The sequence below is a fragment of the Nocardia jinanensis genome (assembly GCF_014645735.1).
In the GTDB taxonomy this organism is placed as follows: domain Bacteria; phylum Actinomycetota; class Actinomycetes; order Mycobacteriales; family Mycobacteriaceae; genus Nocardia; species Nocardia jinanensis.
In genome coordinates this window covers 169686-187865 of the sequence record NZ_BMMH01000010.1, presented here as the reverse complement: position 1 = coordinate 187865, position 18180 = coordinate 169686, and the positions used below count along the sequence as shown (strand labels likewise).

The 18180-nt window shown below is 65.4% G+C and carries 16 protein-coding genes; 4 read left to right on the top strand and 12 right to left on the bottom strand.

What is annotated here, in order from left to right; genetic code table 11:
• Positions 1 to 83 precede the first annotated feature (83 nt).
• From IEY68_RS22865 to IEY68_RS22830, 8 genes are read right to left on the bottom strand one after another with little or no spacing between them, the layout of a single operon-like run.
• Positions 84 to 1247 carry an MlaD family protein gene (locus IEY68_RS22865; protein WP_373292999.1) on the bottom strand — a complete coding sequence of 388 codons (1164 nt, stop codon included), beginning with the start codon at positions 1245 to 1247 and terminating at the stop codon, positions 84 to 86.
• Positions 1247 to 2341 (bottom strand): MCE family protein, encoded by a 1095-nt coding sequence (locus tag IEY68_RS22860; protein WP_058856983.1) that lies wholly within the window; start codon positions 2339 to 2341, stop codon positions 1247 to 1249. The genes IEY68_RS22865 and IEY68_RS22860 overlap by 1 nt, the downstream gene beginning before the upstream one ends.
• Positions 2338 to 3432: an MCE family protein gene (locus tag IEY68_RS22855; RefSeq protein ID WP_156426420.1), complete on the bottom strand. Its 1095-nt coding sequence runs from the start codon at positions 3430 to 3432 to the stop codon at positions 2338 to 2340. The genes IEY68_RS22860 and IEY68_RS22855 overlap by 4 nt, the downstream gene beginning before the upstream one ends.
• 2 nt (positions 3433 to 3434) lie before the next feature.
• Positions 3435 to 4433 (bottom strand): MCE family protein, encoded by a 999-nt coding sequence (locus IEY68_RS22850; protein WP_308434987.1) that lies wholly within the window; start codon positions 4431 to 4433, stop codon positions 3435 to 3437.
• Complete coding sequence (locus tag IEY68_RS22845) at positions 4430 to 5461, bottom strand: MCE family protein (protein ID WP_058856985.1); 1032 nt, start codon at positions 5459 to 5461, stop codon at positions 4430 to 4432. Before IEY68_RS22845 ends, IEY68_RS22850 begins: the two co-directional genes overlap by 4 nt.
• A complete protein-coding gene (locus IEY68_RS22840) occupies positions 5458 to 7011 on the bottom strand; it encodes an MlaD family protein (RefSeq protein ID WP_058856986.1) in 1554 nt (517 codons plus the stop codon). Before IEY68_RS22840 ends, IEY68_RS22845 begins: the two co-directional genes overlap by 4 nt.
• A gap of 3 nt (positions 7012 to 7014) precedes the next feature.
• On the bottom strand, positions 7015 to 7878 hold the full coding sequence (locus IEY68_RS22835; protein ID WP_058856987.1) for an MlaE family ABC transporter permease: 864 nt from the start codon (positions 7876 to 7878) through the stop codon (positions 7015 to 7017).
• A 4-nt stretch (positions 7879 to 7882) separates the two neighbouring features.
• Positions 7883 to 8701 carry an MlaE family ABC transporter permease gene (locus IEY68_RS22830; protein WP_229718928.1) on the bottom strand — a complete coding sequence of 273 codons (819 nt, stop codon included), beginning with the start codon at positions 8699 to 8701 and terminating at the stop codon, positions 7883 to 7885.
• Positions 8702 to 9310: 609 nt separating this feature from the next.
• Between IEY68_RS22830 and IEY68_RS22825 the strand changes: the two genes are divergently transcribed.
• A complete protein-coding gene (locus IEY68_RS22825; protein ID WP_058856989.1) occupies positions 9311 to 10003 on the top strand; it encodes a chymotrypsin family serine protease in 693 nt (230 codons plus the stop codon).
• Between the two features lie 104 nt (positions 10004 to 10107).
• On the opposite strand, the gene lppU is transcribed toward IEY68_RS22825, so the two are convergent.
• Positions 10108 to 10752: an LppU family putative lipoprotein gene (gene lppU, locus IEY68_RS22820; RefSeq protein ID WP_058856990.1), complete on the bottom strand. Its 645-nt coding sequence runs from the start codon at positions 10750 to 10752 to the stop codon at positions 10108 to 10110.
• A gap of 641 nt (positions 10753 to 11393) precedes the next feature.
• Between lppU and IEY68_RS22815 the strand changes: the two genes are divergently transcribed.
• Positions 11394 to 12281, top strand: coding sequence for a L,D-transpeptidase (locus tag IEY68_RS22815; RefSeq protein WP_058856991.1), 888 nt, complete (start codon positions 11394 to 11396; stop codon positions 12279 to 12281).
• Positions 12282 to 12437: 156 nt separating this feature from the next.
• Here the strand turns inward: IEY68_RS22815 and IEY68_RS22810 are convergent, their stop codons facing one another.
• The 3 genes from IEY68_RS22810 to IEY68_RS22800 all read right to left on the bottom strand — a co-directional run bounded on the left by IEY68_RS22810 (position 12438) and on the right by IEY68_RS22800 (position 15882).
• A complete protein-coding gene (locus tag IEY68_RS22810) occupies positions 12438 to 14441 on the bottom strand; it encodes a M13 family metallopeptidase (protein WP_062999084.1) in 2004 nt (667 codons plus the stop codon).
• A 59-nt stretch (positions 14442 to 14500) separates the two neighbouring features.
• Complete coding sequence (locus IEY68_RS22805) at positions 14501 to 14980, bottom strand: DUF4190 domain-containing protein (RefSeq protein ID WP_058856992.1); 480 nt, start codon at positions 14978 to 14980, stop codon at positions 14501 to 14503.
• Between the two features lie 122 nt (positions 14981 to 15102).
• The gene (locus tag IEY68_RS22800; RefSeq protein WP_058856993.1) at positions 15103 to 15882 is read right to left on the bottom strand and encodes a pirin family protein; all 780 of its coding nucleotides are present in this window, start codon (positions 15880 to 15882) and stop codon (positions 15103 to 15105) included.
• A 200-nt stretch (positions 15883 to 16082) separates the two neighbouring features.
• Here IEY68_RS22800 and IEY68_RS22795 point away from each other — a divergent pair, with 200 nt between their 5' ends.
• Both IEY68_RS22795 and IEY68_RS22790 read left to right on the top strand, forming a co-directional pair.
• Positions 16083 to 16586, top strand: a complete 504-nt coding sequence (locus tag IEY68_RS22795) for an NUDIX hydrolase (protein ID WP_058856994.1) — start codon at positions 16083 to 16085, stop codon at positions 16584 to 16586.
• A 79-nt stretch (positions 16587 to 16665) separates the two neighbouring features.
• Entirely contained in the window at positions 16666 to 17988 is a 1323-nt protein-coding gene (locus IEY68_RS22790) for an MFS transporter (protein WP_058856995.1), read from the top strand.
• Positions 17989 to 18180: the final 192 nt, after the last annotated feature.

Below are 18180 nucleotides of genomic sequence, written 5' to 3'. Positions count from 1 at the left end.
CGGTCGGAAAACGACCGCCGGGTGTGGCGGGCATCTCTGCGAGAGTATGCACCGTCGCACCCGGCGCCGGGCGACCGGTCCTTCTACCGCACGGGCGGCAGCGTACGTTCGTTCGGATCCACCCCCGGCGGAATGGTCGCGCCGTTGTTCGGGATGTTCGGACGCGGTGCGTTCACCGCGCCACGGATCTGCTCACCCGGTCCGGGGCTGTCACAGTAGTTCCACATCGGCAGCGTGCCGTCCTGCACCACCTGGGTCTTCATCGGGGTGGTCTGGTACTGGCAGTACGGCCGGAACCAGATATCGAGGATGGTGTGGAACTCGTTGTCGTGGGCGGGCACCCCGAGGGCCGCGCCGCCGAGCTCGAGCGACGGGAACAACGCCGCCAGCGCGGGGGTGCGCAACTGTGCCGCCCGGGTGAGGGCGAGGAAGTTACCGGCCAGCGCGGTGATCGGGTCACTGGTGCTTTCCAGGGTGGCGGTTACCGCCGCGAACTGTCCCGGCGCCTGGTCGAGCACCTTGATCAGTTCGGCGTTGGCCTTGTTGAACTGATCGAAAAGCACCCGCGAATTGGCGGTCAGCGTCCCCAGATCCGGCTGTGCCTGCGAGGTGGTGGCCGAGATGGTGCGCAGGTTGGCGATCAGGTTCGTGGTCTGCGGCAGCAGCGAATCCATACCCGCCGTCACCAGGCTGACCCCTTCGATCAGCGAACGCAGCTGATCGGGACCGCCACTGAGTGCGGTATCGAGCTCGTTCAGGATCACCGCGAAATGTTCCGGGTTCACCTGGGCGATGAGGTCGCTGGAGTTCTCCAGCACCGAGGACACCGGGACCGGGGTGCTCACGCGCTCCGGATCGAAGTCGATCTTCGAACCGTCGGTCAGGAACGGGCCCTGATCGGTGGCCGGCCGGAAGTCGATGTACTGCTCACCGGCACCCGACAACGCCTGTACGGCGACGTTCGTATCCACCGGAATGTCGTACCGGGAATCGATCTCGGCCTTGGCCCGGATTCCGGCACCGTCGTCGACGAGTTCGAGGTTGCTCACCTCGCCGACCCGGTAACCGCGCAGGGTGACATCGTTACCCGGTTGCAGGCCGCCGGAGCGGTCGAGATTCACGGTGACGGTGTAGGTGCTGCGCAGCGGATTGACCCGCATAACGTCGACCAGCAGATAGGTGCCACCGATCAGCAGCGCCACGACCAGTCCGATATTCGACAGCAGGATCTTGTTCCTGGACATCATCACTGGCCTCCTACGCGATACTGCACGACCTGGAGGATCTGGATCAGACTGCCCGCGAAGTCCTGCAGATCGCGCACATCGTAGAAGTGGCTGGTGCCGGGCGCGGTCAGCATCGCGATATCGAGGTTGGTGATGTTGACCTGGGCGGCCAGGCTGCTGCCCCGGAAAGTGGCGTTCACCGGCGCCTTCAGATCGTGCAGGGCGTCCATCAGTGCGCCGAAGTTGTCACCGGTCGCCGCGAGAGCCGCCATCAGGCTGTTCAAGTTGTCCAGCGTCCCGGCCAGGTCTCCGCCGGTGGTGTCGGCGTAGTCGCCGAGCGCGGCACTGGTGGTGGCGATCTTGCCGAGCAGATCGCCGAGCGCCCGATTGTTCTCCGCGATCGCGCCGATCATATCCGGCAGCGTGTCGGCCACCTGCCCCAGTTCGGTGCGCCGGGCGTCGAGCGTATCGGCCAGTACGTTGAATTCACCCAGCACACTGTCGATCTGAGCGGAATTGGCGTTGATACTGGAGACCACGCCGGTGATCTCGTTCACCAGGTGCACCAGCTGATCGCTACGTCCACCGACGATCGAGTCCAGCTCGGTGCCCAGCCGGGTCAGGTGGGCGATACCGCCGCCGTTGAACATCAGCGATACCGACAGCAGCAGTTCCTCCACCGTCGCACCGGCCGAGGTCTTGTCGATGGGCAGCGTATCGCCGTCCGTGAGCAGCTGACTGTTCTGTTCGGTGGGTGGTTTGGAGACCGCGATGAACACATCACCGAGCGGAGTCGCCTGGCGGAGTTCGGCCGTGGTGCCGACGGGGAGGTCGATATCCGTACGGATCTGCATATCGACGATGGCCTGGAAATTCTTGGTCTCGATATTGGTGACGACACCGACGTCGGAACCACCGATCTTCACCTTGGCCTGGTCGGGCAGGTTCAGCGCGTTCTCGAATACCGCCTTCAGCGTGAAGGTGTCACCGCCGACCCCGGGTTTCGGCAGTGGTATTTTCTCCACGGTCAGACCGCATCCGGAGGCCAGCACCACCGTCCCGGCCGCCGCGAGGGCGGCCATGGCGCGGCGGGCCCGGCGGATCGTTCGCATCATTTCGTCAGTCCCAGCAGTGCGGCGGTGAGTCCGAAGTCCGGTCCGAAATCCTCGGGCCGGCCGGTGCGGCAGCCGTCGGACTTCATCTGTATCCGTTCGCAGAACAGGCTGACGAGCTCACCATTTGCGAGGTTCGTGCCGATCAGCGCGTGCAGCCTGACATAGCCCTGTTCGTAGTTCATCGACCGGTGGATGCTCTGCAGCAGCATCGGCGCGACGTCGACCACCTCGGTGACGCCGTGCGCGTTCTGCCGCAGCTGGTCGATCACGCTGTTCATCTTGGTCAGCGTGTCCACCAGCTGATCCTGATGGGTCGCGAAAACCGAACTGGTGTTGTTCAGGAAGTCGTAGAGCTGCTGGAGGGTGGCCTGCAGACCGGGCGCCTGCTCGGCCAGCATCGTGGTCATCTGGGTGGCCTGATTGCTGAAATCGCGGACCGCCTGATCGTTCTCGGCCAGCATCGTGGTCAGCTCGTTGAGCTTGATGATGATGTTCGAGATGTGGTCCTTGTTGTCGACACCGAGCTTCAGCGCACTCGACAGCGCGTTGAGGGTGTCGCGCATCTTGGCACCCTGGCCGTTGAGCATCGGGTAGAGCACCCGGCCCGACAGCGGCCCGATACCCTCCTGGCCCTCTTGGGGTTTCAGGGCGTCGGCGAATTTGTCGATGGTCTTGAGCATCGTGTCCAGCTCCACCGGAACATCGGTGCGTTCCAGCGGCAGGTGGTCGCCGCTGGAGAGCATATCCCCCTCTACGTAGCGGGGAGTCAGCTCGATATGCCGGTCGGTGACGATGGAGGGCGAGACCACCACCGCCATGGCGTCCTTCGGGATCTGCACGTCACCGTCGATGGTCATATGGACCTCGATCAGATCGCCGTGCGGCACGATCTTGTCGACCTTGCCGACTTCGAGTCCGAGCACGGTGATCGAGTTGCCCTCGAACATACCGGCGATGTTCTCGAAATCGGCGGTGATCTTGGTATCGCCGCCGGTCACACTGTTCACCAGCGAGCAGCTGCCGAGAGCGACTGCCGATACACCGATGACCAGCGCCTGGGCGGCGCGCTTCACGATCCCGATCTTGTTCATGATCATCCCTGGCACCCCTCGGCGACTTCGGCGAAGCACAACCAGTTGTCCGGGAACAGCCACGGAATACCCACCTCGGCGTAGTTGCCGTTACCCCAGGCATTGGCCAGGTAGCGCACCGACGGCGGCATGATCGACAACAGCCGGTCCAGATTGTCCTTGTTCTTCTGCAGACCCGACGCCATGGTGTTCAGCTGATCGAGCGTATTGCCGAACTGGTTGTTGTTCTGTGCGCCGATGGCCTGCAACTGCGAGGTCAGCGTCGCCACATTGTCCAGCAGGGTCCGCAGCAACTGCTGGCGTTCCACCACCCGCGAGGCGATCGCCTCACCCTGGGTGATGATCAGCAGCGTGCTGTTGCGGTTGTCGGCCAGGATCGTAGTCACCCGATCGAGGTCCTTGAGCAGCTGCGCGACATCGTCCTTGCGGTTGTCGATCACCTTCGCCAGCGCGCCGATACTGTCCAGCGATTGGACGACCAGTTCCGGCGAACTCTGCAACTGCTCGTTGAACAGGTTCAGCGATTCGGCGAGTTTGCCGGGATCGAGTTCCTGGAACTCCGGAGTGCCCTTGGAGACCACATCCGCGAGGTCGTAGGGGACTGCGGTATTGGTCTTCGGGATCCGGTCGTCGGGCAGGCCCGAACCGTCACCGGGATCCAGATCCACGTAGCGGGCGCCCAGCAGGGTCGCCATCTTGATGGAGGCCCGCGCGTCGGGTCCGAGCTTCACGTCGTTTTCGACCTGGAGAGTCAGCAGGACATGATCGCCCTCGAGTTCGGCGGCGGCCACCCGTCCCACCGGAACACCGGCGACGTCGACCTTGTCGCCGACCGTGATACCGGCGGACTGTACGAATTCGGCCTCGATGGACTGCTCACCGATCCCGAGATTGCGGAATCCGCTCGAAGCCAGTACCAGCACACCCACGACGATGACGCCGATGATGCCGAGCCCGAAGTAGCGATTGTTGTTGAACCAGGTCTTGAATTTGGTCATCATGGCCGGCACACCGCCGATTGTGAGTTTCCGCCGATCTGGGAGAAGAGGCCGCGCGGGAAGAGAACACCGTAGAGCGAGACATCCAATCGGCAGATATAGGCGTTGGCGTACGCGCCCTCGGAGGTGAACCGCCCCGCGTCGGCGAGGATGGACGGCAGGTCGATCGCGGCCTGATCCAGTTTGGCGCCGTTGGCCAGGAACAGGGTCAAAGCGTCACGTGTCGAATTCTGCACCGCCTCCAGCTTCGGCTGGATATTGCCCACCATGCCCACGAGGGCGGTGGTCGCACCCGCGATCTGCTCGGTCGAGCCGAGCAGTTGCTGTCCCTGCTCGTACAAGCCACCGATCAGCGCCCGCGTCTGGGTTATCAGCGTCTCCAATTCGTCCCCTCGTTTGGCCAGACCAGCCATCACGCCGCTGAGGTTGGTGATCACATCGCTGAGGATGGCGTCGCGCCGCTGGAAATCGGTGGCCATGGTGGCGGCCTGGGTGATGAACGAACTCAACGACACCCGATCACCTTGCAGAGCGAGGATGAAGGTCTCCGAGAGCCGGTTCACCTGCTCGGGCTCGAGCACCTCGAACAGCGGCTGGAATCCGTTGAGCAGCGCCGAGATATCGAAAGAGGGCTCGGTGCGGTCTACTGGAATGTTGCCGTCCTCCGGCAGCTGGGACGCATCCCCGCCGGAGCCCGGCGCCAGCGCGACATAGCGCTGACCGATCAGGTTCTGGTAGCGCACCAGCGCCTTGGTGTTGCCGAAAAGGGTCTGATCGTCCTGGACGATGAAGCTGACCTTGGCATTGTGATCGTCGGTCAGCTCGATCTTCTCGACCTTGCCGACGCGCACACCCGCCATCCGGATATCGTCGCCCTCGCGTAGCCCCAGCACATCGGTGAAAACCGCGGAATACGATTTCGTACCACCGTCGACCGTGCGGGCCAGCGTGTTCCACACCAGCACGGTGACCAGCACCGAAACCACTGCGAACAGGCTGAACCCGATCAGCGGTTTGCGAACTCCCCTCACGAGGCGGCCTCCTCGGTCACGCGCAGGGTTCCGCCCTCCAGAATCGAACTCAGCATCAGGTACTCCATCGAGGACGGCTTCCGGCCGAGCAGAGTCGTCACGGCGGCGTCGCCCTCGTAGGTGATCGGTGCGGCCGCGGGCACCACGCCGGTGCCCGGGGCGGTGCCGTTGTCCGCGGCCGGCGCGGGCGCACCCGGAGTGGCCGGCGGATTCTGCGGCTGTTCACCGGGCTGCGCGGCGGGAGCCGGAGCCGGCGCTCCGGGCAGCCCCGGAAGTTGCGGCAGCCCCTGCGGGAACAACCCTTCCAGCGGCGTACCCGCGAAGGGGTTGTTGCTCTGCGCCTGGGTCGGCGCGGGCGTTCCGGCCTGGGTGGTGACACCCGGGATCTGCGGCAGACCGGGCAGCGGCGGCATGATCGGCAGACCGTCGGCGGCGGGCAGCCGGCGCGGTTTCACCTGTTCCGGGAGGTACCCGGGATCCGCGACCGCGGGGGCGGTGCCACAGCTCGGGCCGGCCAGATCGCCGTAGCGCGGGCAGTCCGCCACGGTGTTGGGGTTGAACGGGGTGAAGGTGACGCCCGCGTTCCACACCATCTGCCGCTGCGGCCCCCAGCTGAACACCGTATTCAGCTTGCGCGATGAGACGTTCAGATTGCTGATCGCATTGGTGATCGACGCCGGGTTCGCGGCCAGCGCACCGAAGGTCTGGTTCAACCCGACGGTGAGTTCCTTGCCGACATTCGGGTTGCGGGCGAACAGATCGTTGACCTGGTCGGCCATACTGCTGGCACCGGTGATCACGTTCACCAGTTCCTCGCGCCGGTCGGCGATCGTGCTCGCGGTCTGTACCGACGAGGCCAGAACATCCATCAGCTCCGGCGCCGACTCGTTGATCGCGTGCACCGACCCCGACAGATCGCCGAGGAATACACCGAGATCCGGGATCGACTCGTCCACCGAGGTCACCCACCGGTCGAGCCGCTCGATGGTCGAACCGGGGACTCGGCCGCTGCCGTCCAGCGCATAGGACAGAGTGCCGAGCACCCGCCCGAACTGGATCGGATCGATAGCGTCGAGGATGTTCTGAACCGTTGTCAGTGTGTCCTGCAGGGCGATGGTGCCCAGGCTGCGGTCTTCCTCGATAATCGAACCCTCGTCGAGGTGGTCGGCGTTGGGCCCGTTGTAGACCAGCTCCACCGAGGTGACGGCGAACAGGTTGCTGGGTACCACGCGGGCGGTGACCGTGGCCGGGATACCGTCGGCGAATTCGGGCTCGAGCTCGATGTTCACCTGCTGCAGTTCACCCTGGGCGGCGACCGAGACATTCTTGACCGCACCGACCAGCACCCCGCGGAACTTCACGTCCGCTTCTTCGGGCAGTCCGTCACCGGTGGTGGTGAGGTTGGCCGTGACCTTCACTTTCTCCACAAAGTAGCCCTGATATCGGGCCATCAGGAAGCCGAGAACGACCGCGAAGACGGCCAGGCCGCAAACGCCCGCGATGAGCAACTGCTTCATCGTGGGCCCGCGCCCACTGGGATCGATGATCATTGCCTACCCCGAGATCCGGATGCCGGGGTTGACACCCCAGATGGCCAAGGTCATGAAGAGGTCCACGAAAACAGTGGCGATGATGCACATCTTGATCGCGCGGCCGGCCGCGACACCCACGCCCTCGGGGCCACCGGAGGCGAAGAAGCCGTAGTAGCACTGGATGAACGTGGTGATAGCGACGAAGACGATCGCTTTGAGCAGCGAGTACAGCACATCCGTCGGAATCAGGAACTGATAGAAGTAGTGCTGGTAGGTGCCGCTGGCGGTACCGCCGATCAACTGCACCGTCAAGGCGCAGGAGATGTAGGCCATCGCCAAGCCCAGGCAGTACAGCGGCAGGATGGTGATCATCGCGGCGATCATGCGGGTGCTCACCAGATAGGGCAGCGGGCGGATCGCGATCGACTCGAGCGCGTCGATCTCCTCGGAGATACGCATGGCGCCGAGCTGAGCGGTGAAACGACAGCCCGCCTGGGCCGCGAAGGCCAGGGCGGCGAGCAGCGGGCCGAGCTCACGGGTGGTCGCGAAGGCGGAGATGGCGCCGGTGATCGGACTCAGGCCGAGCAGATCGAGCGAGGTGTGGCCCTGGATGGCCACCGTCATCCCGCCGAACGCGCTCAGGATGAGTACGACACCGATGGTCCCGCCACCGACGATGAGATTTCCGTTGCCCCAGGTGACATCCGAGAGCAACCGCCAGACTTCTTTGGGGTACTGCTTGAACGCCAGCGGCATCGAGCCGACCGAGCGCAGGAAGAAGAACACTTGGTGCCCGAGCCGGGCCAGCATATCGACCGGCGCGCCGGCCGCATTTCGCAGTTGCTGCAGGGGTTTCAGCAGCGGGGGCACATAGGTTGCGGACACCGGCTCACACCACCTGAGGGGGGAACAAAGTGTTGTACACCTGGGTGAAGATCACATTCACTCCGAACAACATCACCGCGGACATGACAACGGCGGTATTCACCGAGTTGGCGACACCACCCGGACCACCGCGGGTGTTCAGTCCGGTATCGCAGGCGATGATTGCGGCGAGAAGACCGAACAACAGCGATTTCACCAGCGCGACAAGCAGATCGAGCGTTACCGCAAATGAGGCGAAGGTCGAGATATATGAACCCGGGGTTCCACCCTGGGCGAAAATATTGAAAATGTATCCGGTCAGAAATCCGACGAATACTACGAAACCGCAGAGCAGTACGCTGACCAGCATTGCGGCCCCGAGCCTGGGCGCCACGAGCCGGCGCAGCGGATCGACGCCCATGACTTTCATGGCGTCGATTTCTTCGCGAATGGTCCGGGAACCGAGATCGGCGCAGATCGCGGACCCGACCGCACCCGCGATCATCAGCACGGTGACCAGTGGCGCGCCCTGCTGGATGATGCCGAGGCCGTTGGCAGCGCCAATGAACGAGGTGGCACCGACCTGCTGCGCGACCGCGCCGACCTGGATGGATACGATGACGCCGATCGGGATGGCCACCAGTAGCGTCGGCGCCGCGGCCACGTTGGCCATGAACGCGCACTGCCGGATGAACTCGTTGACGGGAAATCTTCCGCGAAAAATACTGACCACGAGTTCGGTAATCGCTTCGACGGCCATGGTCATCTGGCGGCCGAGCGTCTCCACTGAACGTCTGGGGTGGTCGCGCCAGTAGTCCCGCGTCCACTCGACCGCTCCGCTCAACCGAGAACCTGTTGGTGGACTCTTGGTCGACTGCACTGACTAACCCCTCTCGACGTCGGTTACCTACCCCGACGGCTGGTTTGCTTGAGGCACCTTACTACGTAGTAGTGCGGAACACACCATAGACGCGTGAGGGCAGTCACAGATGTTCATCACTTTGTGGCGTGACCATCGAGTTATCGCACGTTCCTTGGTGTGTATCCCAATGAGAGTTCCGCGATTCTGGAAGAACATACAGCTGACCGGCGGTAAATGTACCGCAGATCACGAGATCCTGTGCGAATCGTGGTTCACTTAAATACCGGAGAGTATTCCGGGAAATTAACCCTTTCGCGGCGGTGTGGAGATTCGACCGTTACTCGACCCGCGCACCCAAATCCGGGACAATTAATAGCGTTCGGCTATTCTTCCGAGGGTTATCGTGGCCGGAGTTCGCGCCGTGCGCACCGCACGCGGAGACACCGGCCGTATGCACGACCGAAGAGCCGAACTCCTCTGTTACGCAGTCGAACTCGCGGGTAGCGGCAACTCGGGGCGCGCATCGTGGTCTTTGCTGCCACGATGAGGTGCCACACATTGATATCGTGCGGCTTCAAGGTCTGGAGGGATATGTTCAGGAAACTCGCCCAGGCGGCCAGTGCCGTCTTCGCCGTCGCGCTGAGTACGGCGCTGCTCGGCACCGGGACGGCGGCCGCCGATCCCGCCCGGCCCGTACTCGGTGGCGGCTCAGGGCTCGTCATCTCCTCCGAGTCCGGTCAGATGTCCGAGTACGCGATCCAATGCACGCTCACCACGATCGGCCACGACGGCGCCGGCAGACTGGTCGGCCTCACCGCCGGACACTGCGGAACGCCTGGGCACGAGGTGTATTCGGAACAGGACCCGGGCGCCGGCGTGCTCGGCCGGTTCGTCTACTCCAACCAGGACCTGGACTACGCGGTACTCGAGTTCGATCCGGGCCGGGTGACCCCGGTCAACCGGGTCGGCAACCTGAGCATCACCGGCGTCGGCGCGCCGGCCCAGTTCCCCAATATCGTCTGCAAGGAAGGCCGCACCACCGGCAACACCTGCGGAATCGCCTACGGCGATGTCTTCGCCAGCAGTATGGAGACCTGGTCACAGATGTGCGTGATGGAAGGCGATTCCGGCGCACCGGTCGTCGTGGGTTCGACGCTGGTCGGCATGGTGAACGCCTACCTGGCCATCGCCTGCTTCGGCCCCGAGGTCGGCACCAATATGGCGACCATCATGGGCGATATCGACAGCCGCCACGGTGTGGGAGCGGGCTACCGGCCCATCTAGCCGACACCGGAGATCGAGACGAGGCGGGCACCCCTGGTGCCCGCCTCGTTTTCTTGTCGGACCCCCGGTGCGCGCCCGACGGCACCGTCCGGAGATCCCGAACCTCAGAGCTCCTCGACGCACACCACGAAACGCCGGTCCGGATACACATATCCGCTGCTGCCCGCCCCGCACGCGTCGACGTCCGTGGCGTCCTGCTCGATCGCGACGACCTTCACCCCGTCGGCCGCCGAGGTTTCGGTGCAGTCGATGCGCTCGGGGCCGGTGGTCCCGCCGCCCACGTCCATACAACCGCCGACCACCCAGTCGATATCGAGGCACAGCGCGCCCATCTCGATACCGTTGCGGCTCTCCGCGTAGTAGTTGTCGGCGTCGCCGACACACTGGGTGCTCTGCTCGGCCTTGCCGATCACCTTGTAGTTCGACTCGTTGCTGCCGCACGACGCCTCTTCGATACTGGCGTCGGTGGTCGTTCCACCGAGCGTCACACAGTCACCGACCGCGGCGTCGAAACCGACCTCGCCGCCCTCCTCGGTGGTGGTGGTGGTCGGCGCGCTGGAGGTCGTCGTACGCGAGGTCGTGCCGGCACCGGGGGTGCCGGTCACATCCACCGCGTCCACGGTGCCGGTCTCCATCACCGGCTGCGCCCGGCCCTCGATGGTGGAACTACAACCGGCCACCGCCAGGCCGGCCGCCACCGCGGCCCCGGCGATCGCCACCGTCAATCGAGATGATGTCCATCCAGACACGCACAGTCCTCCCGCTGTGATGCCGAATTCGCCCCCCGCATCGAATCCGACTCACTACAGCTCCGCCAGCAATATCACGCCATGAATACACCATGGCGGCGCGAGCGTCGACTCCGCTGACACCGCTCCCGGGGAGCCCGCCGCACGCGGCCCGAATGGCCGGGTACACCCGACATGCGGTGGCGTGACATATGTCATCAACAGGTTTGGTAACGCAGATCACTCGACACCTGTCCGGACACACCGCCCGAACAGGAATCCCCGGCCCACCGGCATCCTGCGGGCAACCGGCCGCCCCGCCACGGCGGCGTGTCGGGACACACTTTTGATGCATAACAGCTATGTCACGGAAATCCGGACTGGTCACGACTTCGTAAAGGCAGTACTAAGGAGCGTGGAGCGGAGGCGCATCAGCTGGATACCAGCGAGCTTCCGCGATGCGCGACAGCCCGTCGGGACCGCTCCACAACTCCACGACCGGGCGGCGCGCGGACGACCGTTCGAGAAGGTCACGAGCCGAAGCGGGCCGTGGAGGGGCTCCACAGAACTCCGCGAATACTTCGCCGGAGTGCTCCGAAGGCGTATCGGCGGCCCACCGGCCCCATACGCTCCAGAGTCGAAATGGACGGACGAACACTCTTATGCATGTCTTCAACAACACCGGGTCGCTGCCGACCGGTCGCCGCGCCTCGCAGCGACTCCGGCAGGGTGTCCTGTTGACGGCCGCGATCGCTGCGGCGACCACGGTGGCCACCGCGCCCGCCTACGCGCTGCCGAGCCTGCCTTCGGGTTCGGCGGCCGGTGTCACCGAGCCCGGCCCACCGGCGGCCAACTTCGCGCCGCCCGCGATCAACCCCTCCGAGGGTGAAGACGTCGGCATCGCGCAGCCGATCATCATCAATTTCAAGGATCCGGTCGATGATCGGGCCGCCGCCGAACGCGCCATCAAGATCACCTCGTCCAACGAGGTACCCGGTCATTTCTACTGGTGGAGCGATAAGCAGGTGCGCTGGCGGCCGAGCGAGTTCTGGCCGGCGCAGTCCGACGTCGTGGTGGAGGCCGGCGGCAGCCGCAGCGCCTTCCATGTGGGCGACGCCGTCGTCGCCACCGCCGACGACAACACCAAGATGATCACCGTGACCCGTAACGGCGAGGTCGTGCGCACCATGCCCACCTCGATGGGCAAGGTGGACCACGAAACGCCGAACGGCACCTACATCGTCGGTGAGCAGAAACGCGAAATGGTCATGGACTCGTCGACCTACGGGGTCCCGATCGACGCGCCCGAGGGCTACAAGCTCGACGTCGAGTACGCGACCCGTATCTCCAACAGCGGGATCTTCGTACACGCCGCACCGTGGTCGGTCGGTTCGCAGGGCTACGCGAACACCAGCCACGGCTGCCTGAACGTGAGCACCGAGGACGCCCAATGGTTCTTCGAGAACGTCAAGAAGGGTGATGCGGTCGTCGTCCAGAACACGCAGGGCGGCACCCTGAACGCCGGTGACGGCCTGGGCGACTGGAACTGAGTTGTCCGCCCCGCCTTCGGCGGGGCGCGGCCCTTGCTCCGAGAGTGGATGACTCAGGGGAGGGCTCCGCGCTTCCACGGCCTGGCAGAACCGGCACGAAACGGTGGCCCACCCGAAGATTCGGGCGGGCCACCGTTTTCGTCACCGGGGTACGGGCTACCAGATCTTGACGCGCTCCTCGGGCGCCAGGTACAGGGCATCACCGGGGGTCAGTTCGAAGGCCTCGTGGAACGCGTCGATATTGCGTACCACCGCGTTGCAGCGGAACTCCGGCGGGGAATGCGGGTCCACGGCCAGCCGGCGGACCGCTTCCTCCGGACGCGACTTGGTCCGCCAGACCTGCGCCCAGCCGAAGAACACCCGCTGCAGGCCGGTGAGGCCGTCGATCACCGGCGCCTCCTGCCCGTCCAGGGAGATCCGGTAGGCCTGCAGGGCGATCGACAGTCCACCCAGGTCACCGATGTTCTCGCCGATCGTGAACTCACCGTTGACGGTGTGCTCATCGGCCAGCTCGGCGGGGGAGAGCACGTCGTACTGGTCGATCAGCGCCCGAGTGCGCTTACCGAACTCGGCGCGATCGGCATCGGTCCACCAGTCGACCATATTGCCGTCGCCGTCGTACTTCGCGCCCTGATCGTCGAACCCGTGCCCGATCTCGTGCCCGATCACCGCCCCTATCCCGCCGTAGTTGGCGGCGTCGTCGGCATTCATATCGAAGAACGGCGGCTGCAGAATGGCGGCTGGGAAGACGATCTCGTTCATCCCCGGGTTGTAGTAGGCGTTCACCGTCTGCGGCGTCATGAACCATTCGTCGCGATCCACCGGTCCGCCGAGTTTGTTCAGGTCGCGATCGTGTTCGACAGCGTAGCCGCGCCGGTAGTTGCCGACCAGATCGGCCGGCGTCACCGTGATCGCCGAGTAGTCGCGCCAGCGGTCCGGGTAGCCGATCTTGGGGGTGAACTTCTCCAGCTTGGCCGATGCGGCCTGTCGTGTCGCCGGGCTCATCCACTCCAGCTCGGCGATATTGCGGCGATAGGCTTCGCGCAGGTTGTCCACCAGCCGCACCATCGCTGTTTTGGCCTCGGGCGGAAAGTGTTCGGCCACATAGAGTTTGCCAACGGCCTCGCCGAGCAGATCCTGGACCAGCGACACCCCGCGCTTCCAGCGCTCCCGGTTCTCCTGGGCCCCGGTCAGCGTGCGGCCGTAGAAATCGAAGCTCTCCTCCACCAGTGCTTCGGTGAGATAGGGCGCGCGGGAACGCAATACCCGCCACTGCGCCCACAGCCGCCACTCCTCGACAGGTTCGGAAGCCCACAGTTGCGCGAATGCCCGCAGGTAGTCCGGTTGCCGGACTACCAGTTCCGCCAACAGCTCCGGGCCACCGCCGGAAACGCCCTCGGCGAGACCGTCGGCCCACGCGGTCCAGTCGAATTCCGGGTCCGTGGCCAGCAGGTCGGCGAAAGTCGTGAGGTTGTAGCTCAGTTCGGCGTCGCGACGACGCACCACATCCCAGTGCGCCGCGGCGAGTTTGCGTTCGAGCTCGAACACCCGGGTGCCGACCGGCCCGGCGGGGACCAGTTCCGCGACCCGCGGATCGGCCGCGACCAGCGCGAATATCCGATCGATATGCGCGATATAGCGGTCGCGCACCTCGGCATAGTCGTCGGAGCGGTAGTAGGACTCGTCGGGCAGGCCGATACCCGACTGCGTCGCGTAGACGAGGTAGCGCTGCGAGTTCTTGTCGTCGGTATCCACATAGACCGCGACCGCGCCGGATACACCGACCCGTTGCAACCGGCCCAGCAGTCCGGCGAACTCACCACGGTCGGTGGTCCGCGCGAACGCGGCCAGTTCCTCGACGATCGGCGTCAGCCCCAGCGACTCGACGGTGCCGGTGTCCATGAACGAGGCGTAGAGGTCGGCGATCTTGCGGGCATCGCTGCCGGGCTCTCCGTCGGCATTGCGGATGATCTCCTGAACATCCAGCTCCGCCCGGTCGTAGAGCTTGCGGAACGCGCCGTCGACGGCCCGGTCGGCCGGGATGTCGTACCCGGCCAGCCAGGCACCGTTGACGTGCGTGAACAGATCGTCCTGCACCCGGACGGCCGGTTCGAGATGGGTCAGATCGATGCCGGAGGGGCTGGTCACGTCGGAAGTCACACAACCCAGTATGCCGGTACCGGACGGGGCCGGGCCGGATATGTCCCCGGCCCGCCCGTTCAGTTGGTCGGCTCCGGGGGAGCGATCGTCACCCCGTACTGGTCCTCGATCCGCTGGTTGAACTCGTCCTCACACTGCGAGACGGCGGTCTGGTCGCCGTTCGCGTTGCTCACGCAGTCCACGAAATCGCGACCGCCCGAATCCGACCAGATCCCCCAGCCGATGATGGCGACCACGATCACGCCGACGATGGCGAGCACACCGAGGATCAGGCCGATCACGGCCATGATCCCGCCGCCGGCGGTACCGCGGTTCGCCTTCACCAGGGCGACCACCCCCAGGATCACCGCGATCAGCCCGAAGAGGATGCCGCCGGCTATCGTCCAGAAAGTCAGTACGCCCAGGATGCCGAGGACCAGCGCGGCGATCGCCATACCTTTGCGTTTCGGCGATTCCTGCCAGTACTCGGGCTGTCCGCCGGGACCGGGATAGGGTCCCGGACCCGGCGCGGGGTAGCCCGGGGGCGGTGGGTAGGACATACGTTCCTCCTCGGCTGAGCTGGTCGAGACCCTGCGGGTAGCGCTCGGGCGATCTCGGTCCGCATATCATTGTCGAGGGTCCATACCGTTCGGGTCGACCCTCTATCCGGACTTTTCGGACGTTACCCGGCGCCGAGCCGGGCATGCATCTCCCAGATCAGTACTTCCGCCGGCTCCCGCGCGGTGAGCCGCTGGCCACCGGAAAAGGTCAGGCGCACCGCGTCACCCGCGTCCAGCAGGCCCACGCCCTCCATCTCGATCGCCCCGCGGGCCACGAACACGTGCACATAGGGCGCTTCGGGCAGGTCTACCGTCACCTGCCCCTCCGGGGACAGCTTCGCCACATGCAGCGCCGAATGCGAACTGTTGATGGCGATGGCGGTGCGGTCGCGATACCGCGGCAGCCCGGACGCGACGGTCACCAGCCCGCCCCCGGCCAACTGATCGTCGATCTCGAGTTGCTGATAACCCGGCTCGATCCCGGGTTCGTCGGGCAACACCCACATCTGCACGAAATGCACCGGTTCTTCGTGTTCGGACCGGTTGCCCTCGACCCGCCAGGAATCGTTCTTCTCCGAATGCCGGATCCCGGTTCCGGCGCTCATCCGCTGCGCGAGTCCCGGATAGATGACACCACTGTGGCCGAGCGAATCCTGGTGAACCAGGGAACCCTCCAGCACCCAGGTCACGATTTCCATATCACGGTGCGGATGAGTATCGAAGCCCTGGCCGGGGAGGACGATATCGTCATTGTTCACCAGTAACAGACCATGATGAGTGTTCTCGGGGTCGTAGTGCGCGCCGAAGGAGAACGAATGCTTGGAATCGAGCCAGGATATCCGGGTTTTCAGACGATCACCCGCACGATGTACATCGATATGCGGCGTCGGCAGCGTGGACATCGCACGACTCCTTTCCGGCTCGGGCACAATTACCTTTCCCGTATGTAGCACCTCGGCGATACCACGACCTGGTCGATTGTCCGCTCTCGGCATTTTACGCGAGCGACCCCGGGGTGAACGGACGGTGAGCAACGGGAGCGGTAATAGCGGTGTGGCACGTGTTTCGACGAAAATGGAAATTAGGAACCAGGAGGTGGAAGATGCGCCCCGAAGCACTCGCGCGAACCGAGCAGCGGCTGCGTGCCGCCGCGCGGCGCGACGGCGTCACCGACCTGGTGGTCGGCGTCGCGGTGTTCCGGGACGGAAAACTGCTGGTGGTGCGCCGGGTACCGGGCGGCTATCTCGGCGGTATGTACGAGCTGCCCGGCGGTGGGGTCGAATCCGGGGAGTCGCTCACCGAGGGCGTGGCGCGGGAACTGCTCGAGGAAACCGGGCTGGTGGCCCGCCGTATCACCGATTTCCTCGGCTGGTTCGACTACGCGACCCGGACCAAAGCCAAGGTGCGCAAATTCAGTTTTCTGGCCGAGGCCGCACCCGGCGAGATAACGCTGGACCCGGACGAGCACGACGACTACGCCTGGATAGACGCCGGTGCGCTGGGCACCCTGCCGATGGCCCCGGATATGCGTGAGGCCGTCGATCTGCTGATCACCGAGCGAGTGCCCGGACCGGCCGGAATGCCCCCCGGACTGCGGGGCGGGTAGCGTCGCGGCGGTGTCCAGCTCTGCGCCCGAACCCACCACCACAGACCGGACACCGGGAGGGGGCGGGCGCCGGCATCATTTGAAAGCCCTGCGCGCCGCGATCACCGAGAGCCCCGGCGCGATCCGGCTGACCCTGGTGCGTTTCACGAGCCAGTTCGGTGACGGCATGTTCCAGGCCGCGCTCTCCGGCGCGATCCTGTTCAATCCCGAGCGCGAAACCGATCCACTCGCCGTCGCGGCCGGTTTCGCTGTGCTGCTGCTGCCCTATTCGCTGATCGGACCGTACGCGGGCGCCCTGCTGGACCGATGGGATCGGCGGCTGGTTCTGTTGGTCGCCAATCTGGTGCGCGGCCTGCTGATCGCCGCTGTGGCGCTCGGGCTGCTCGCCGGCGCCGCGGCGAGCCCGTTGCTGCTGCTGGCCCTCGCGGTGGTCGGCATCAGCCGGTTCACCGCCGCCGGTGTCTCGGCGGCACTGCCGCGGGTGCTGGCGCAACACCGGCTGGTACCGGCCAACTCCGTTCTCGCCACCGTGGGTTCGGCCTGTGCCGCGGCGGGTGCGGGGGCCGCGGTGGCGGTGATCGGCGGGATCGGCGCCGGGGACACCGGATCGGCGGTCGCCGTGGCGCTGAGTGTGAGCGGTTCGGTGGCCGGAGTGGTGCTCACGGCCGGGTTCCGGCCCCGCACGCTGGGACCGGAATCGGGGCCCGGTGACCCGGCGGGCGCGGTTCGAGCGGTACTGGCCGGATTGCTGGTCGGCGCACGCGCGGTCCGGCAATCGGTCGATGTATCCACCGCGATGATCGGGATCGGAACACACCGGATCGTGTTCGGCGCCAATACTCTCGTCATGGTGCTGGTGCTGCGGGAGTCACCGTCGCACGGCGCGGCGGTGGACAGCGGACTGATCGGCTTCGGTGTCGCGATCACCGCCACCGCCGCCGGAATGCTGCTGGCGGCCCTGCTGACACCGCTGCTCATTCCGCGTTTGGGCCGGCCCCGGACGGTACTGCTCGCCCTGTCCTGCGCGATCGCGGTACAGCTGGCGCTGGTCCTTCCGACCGCCTTCGCGCATTCCCCCGATACCGTGCATCGAGCCCACCAGCTCCTGCTCGCCGGGGCGTTCCTGCTGGGTCTCGCCGGGCAGACGATCAAACTCACCGGCGATGCCGCGATGCAGATGGATATCCCCGACGACCGGCGCGGACAGGTTTTCGCCCTCCAGGACACGGTGTTCAATATCGCCTTCGTGCTGGCGGTCGCGCTGACGGCGCTGATAGTCCCGGCGGACGGCAGATCACCTGTCGTCGTGCTGGCCGGGGCCGGTTGTTACGGCGCGGGGATCATCGCACTGTTGCTCAACAACCGCAGGCGGAGCCGGCCGGCTTCCAGCGCGCAGGGTTGATCGGCGCGGTCATCCGCCGAACCAGCTCCCCAGCCCGGGTGCGCGGTCCCGCAACTCCGGCCGGACACATGGGCCACACTGCGGGGTGCCCTGTCGACAGCGGGCCGCCGGCTCCCACCGGAGCAGATCCGAACCGGGCCGCGACCTCCGGACACGGATCCGATCTCCGGTCACGGAGATGACGCCGCGCAG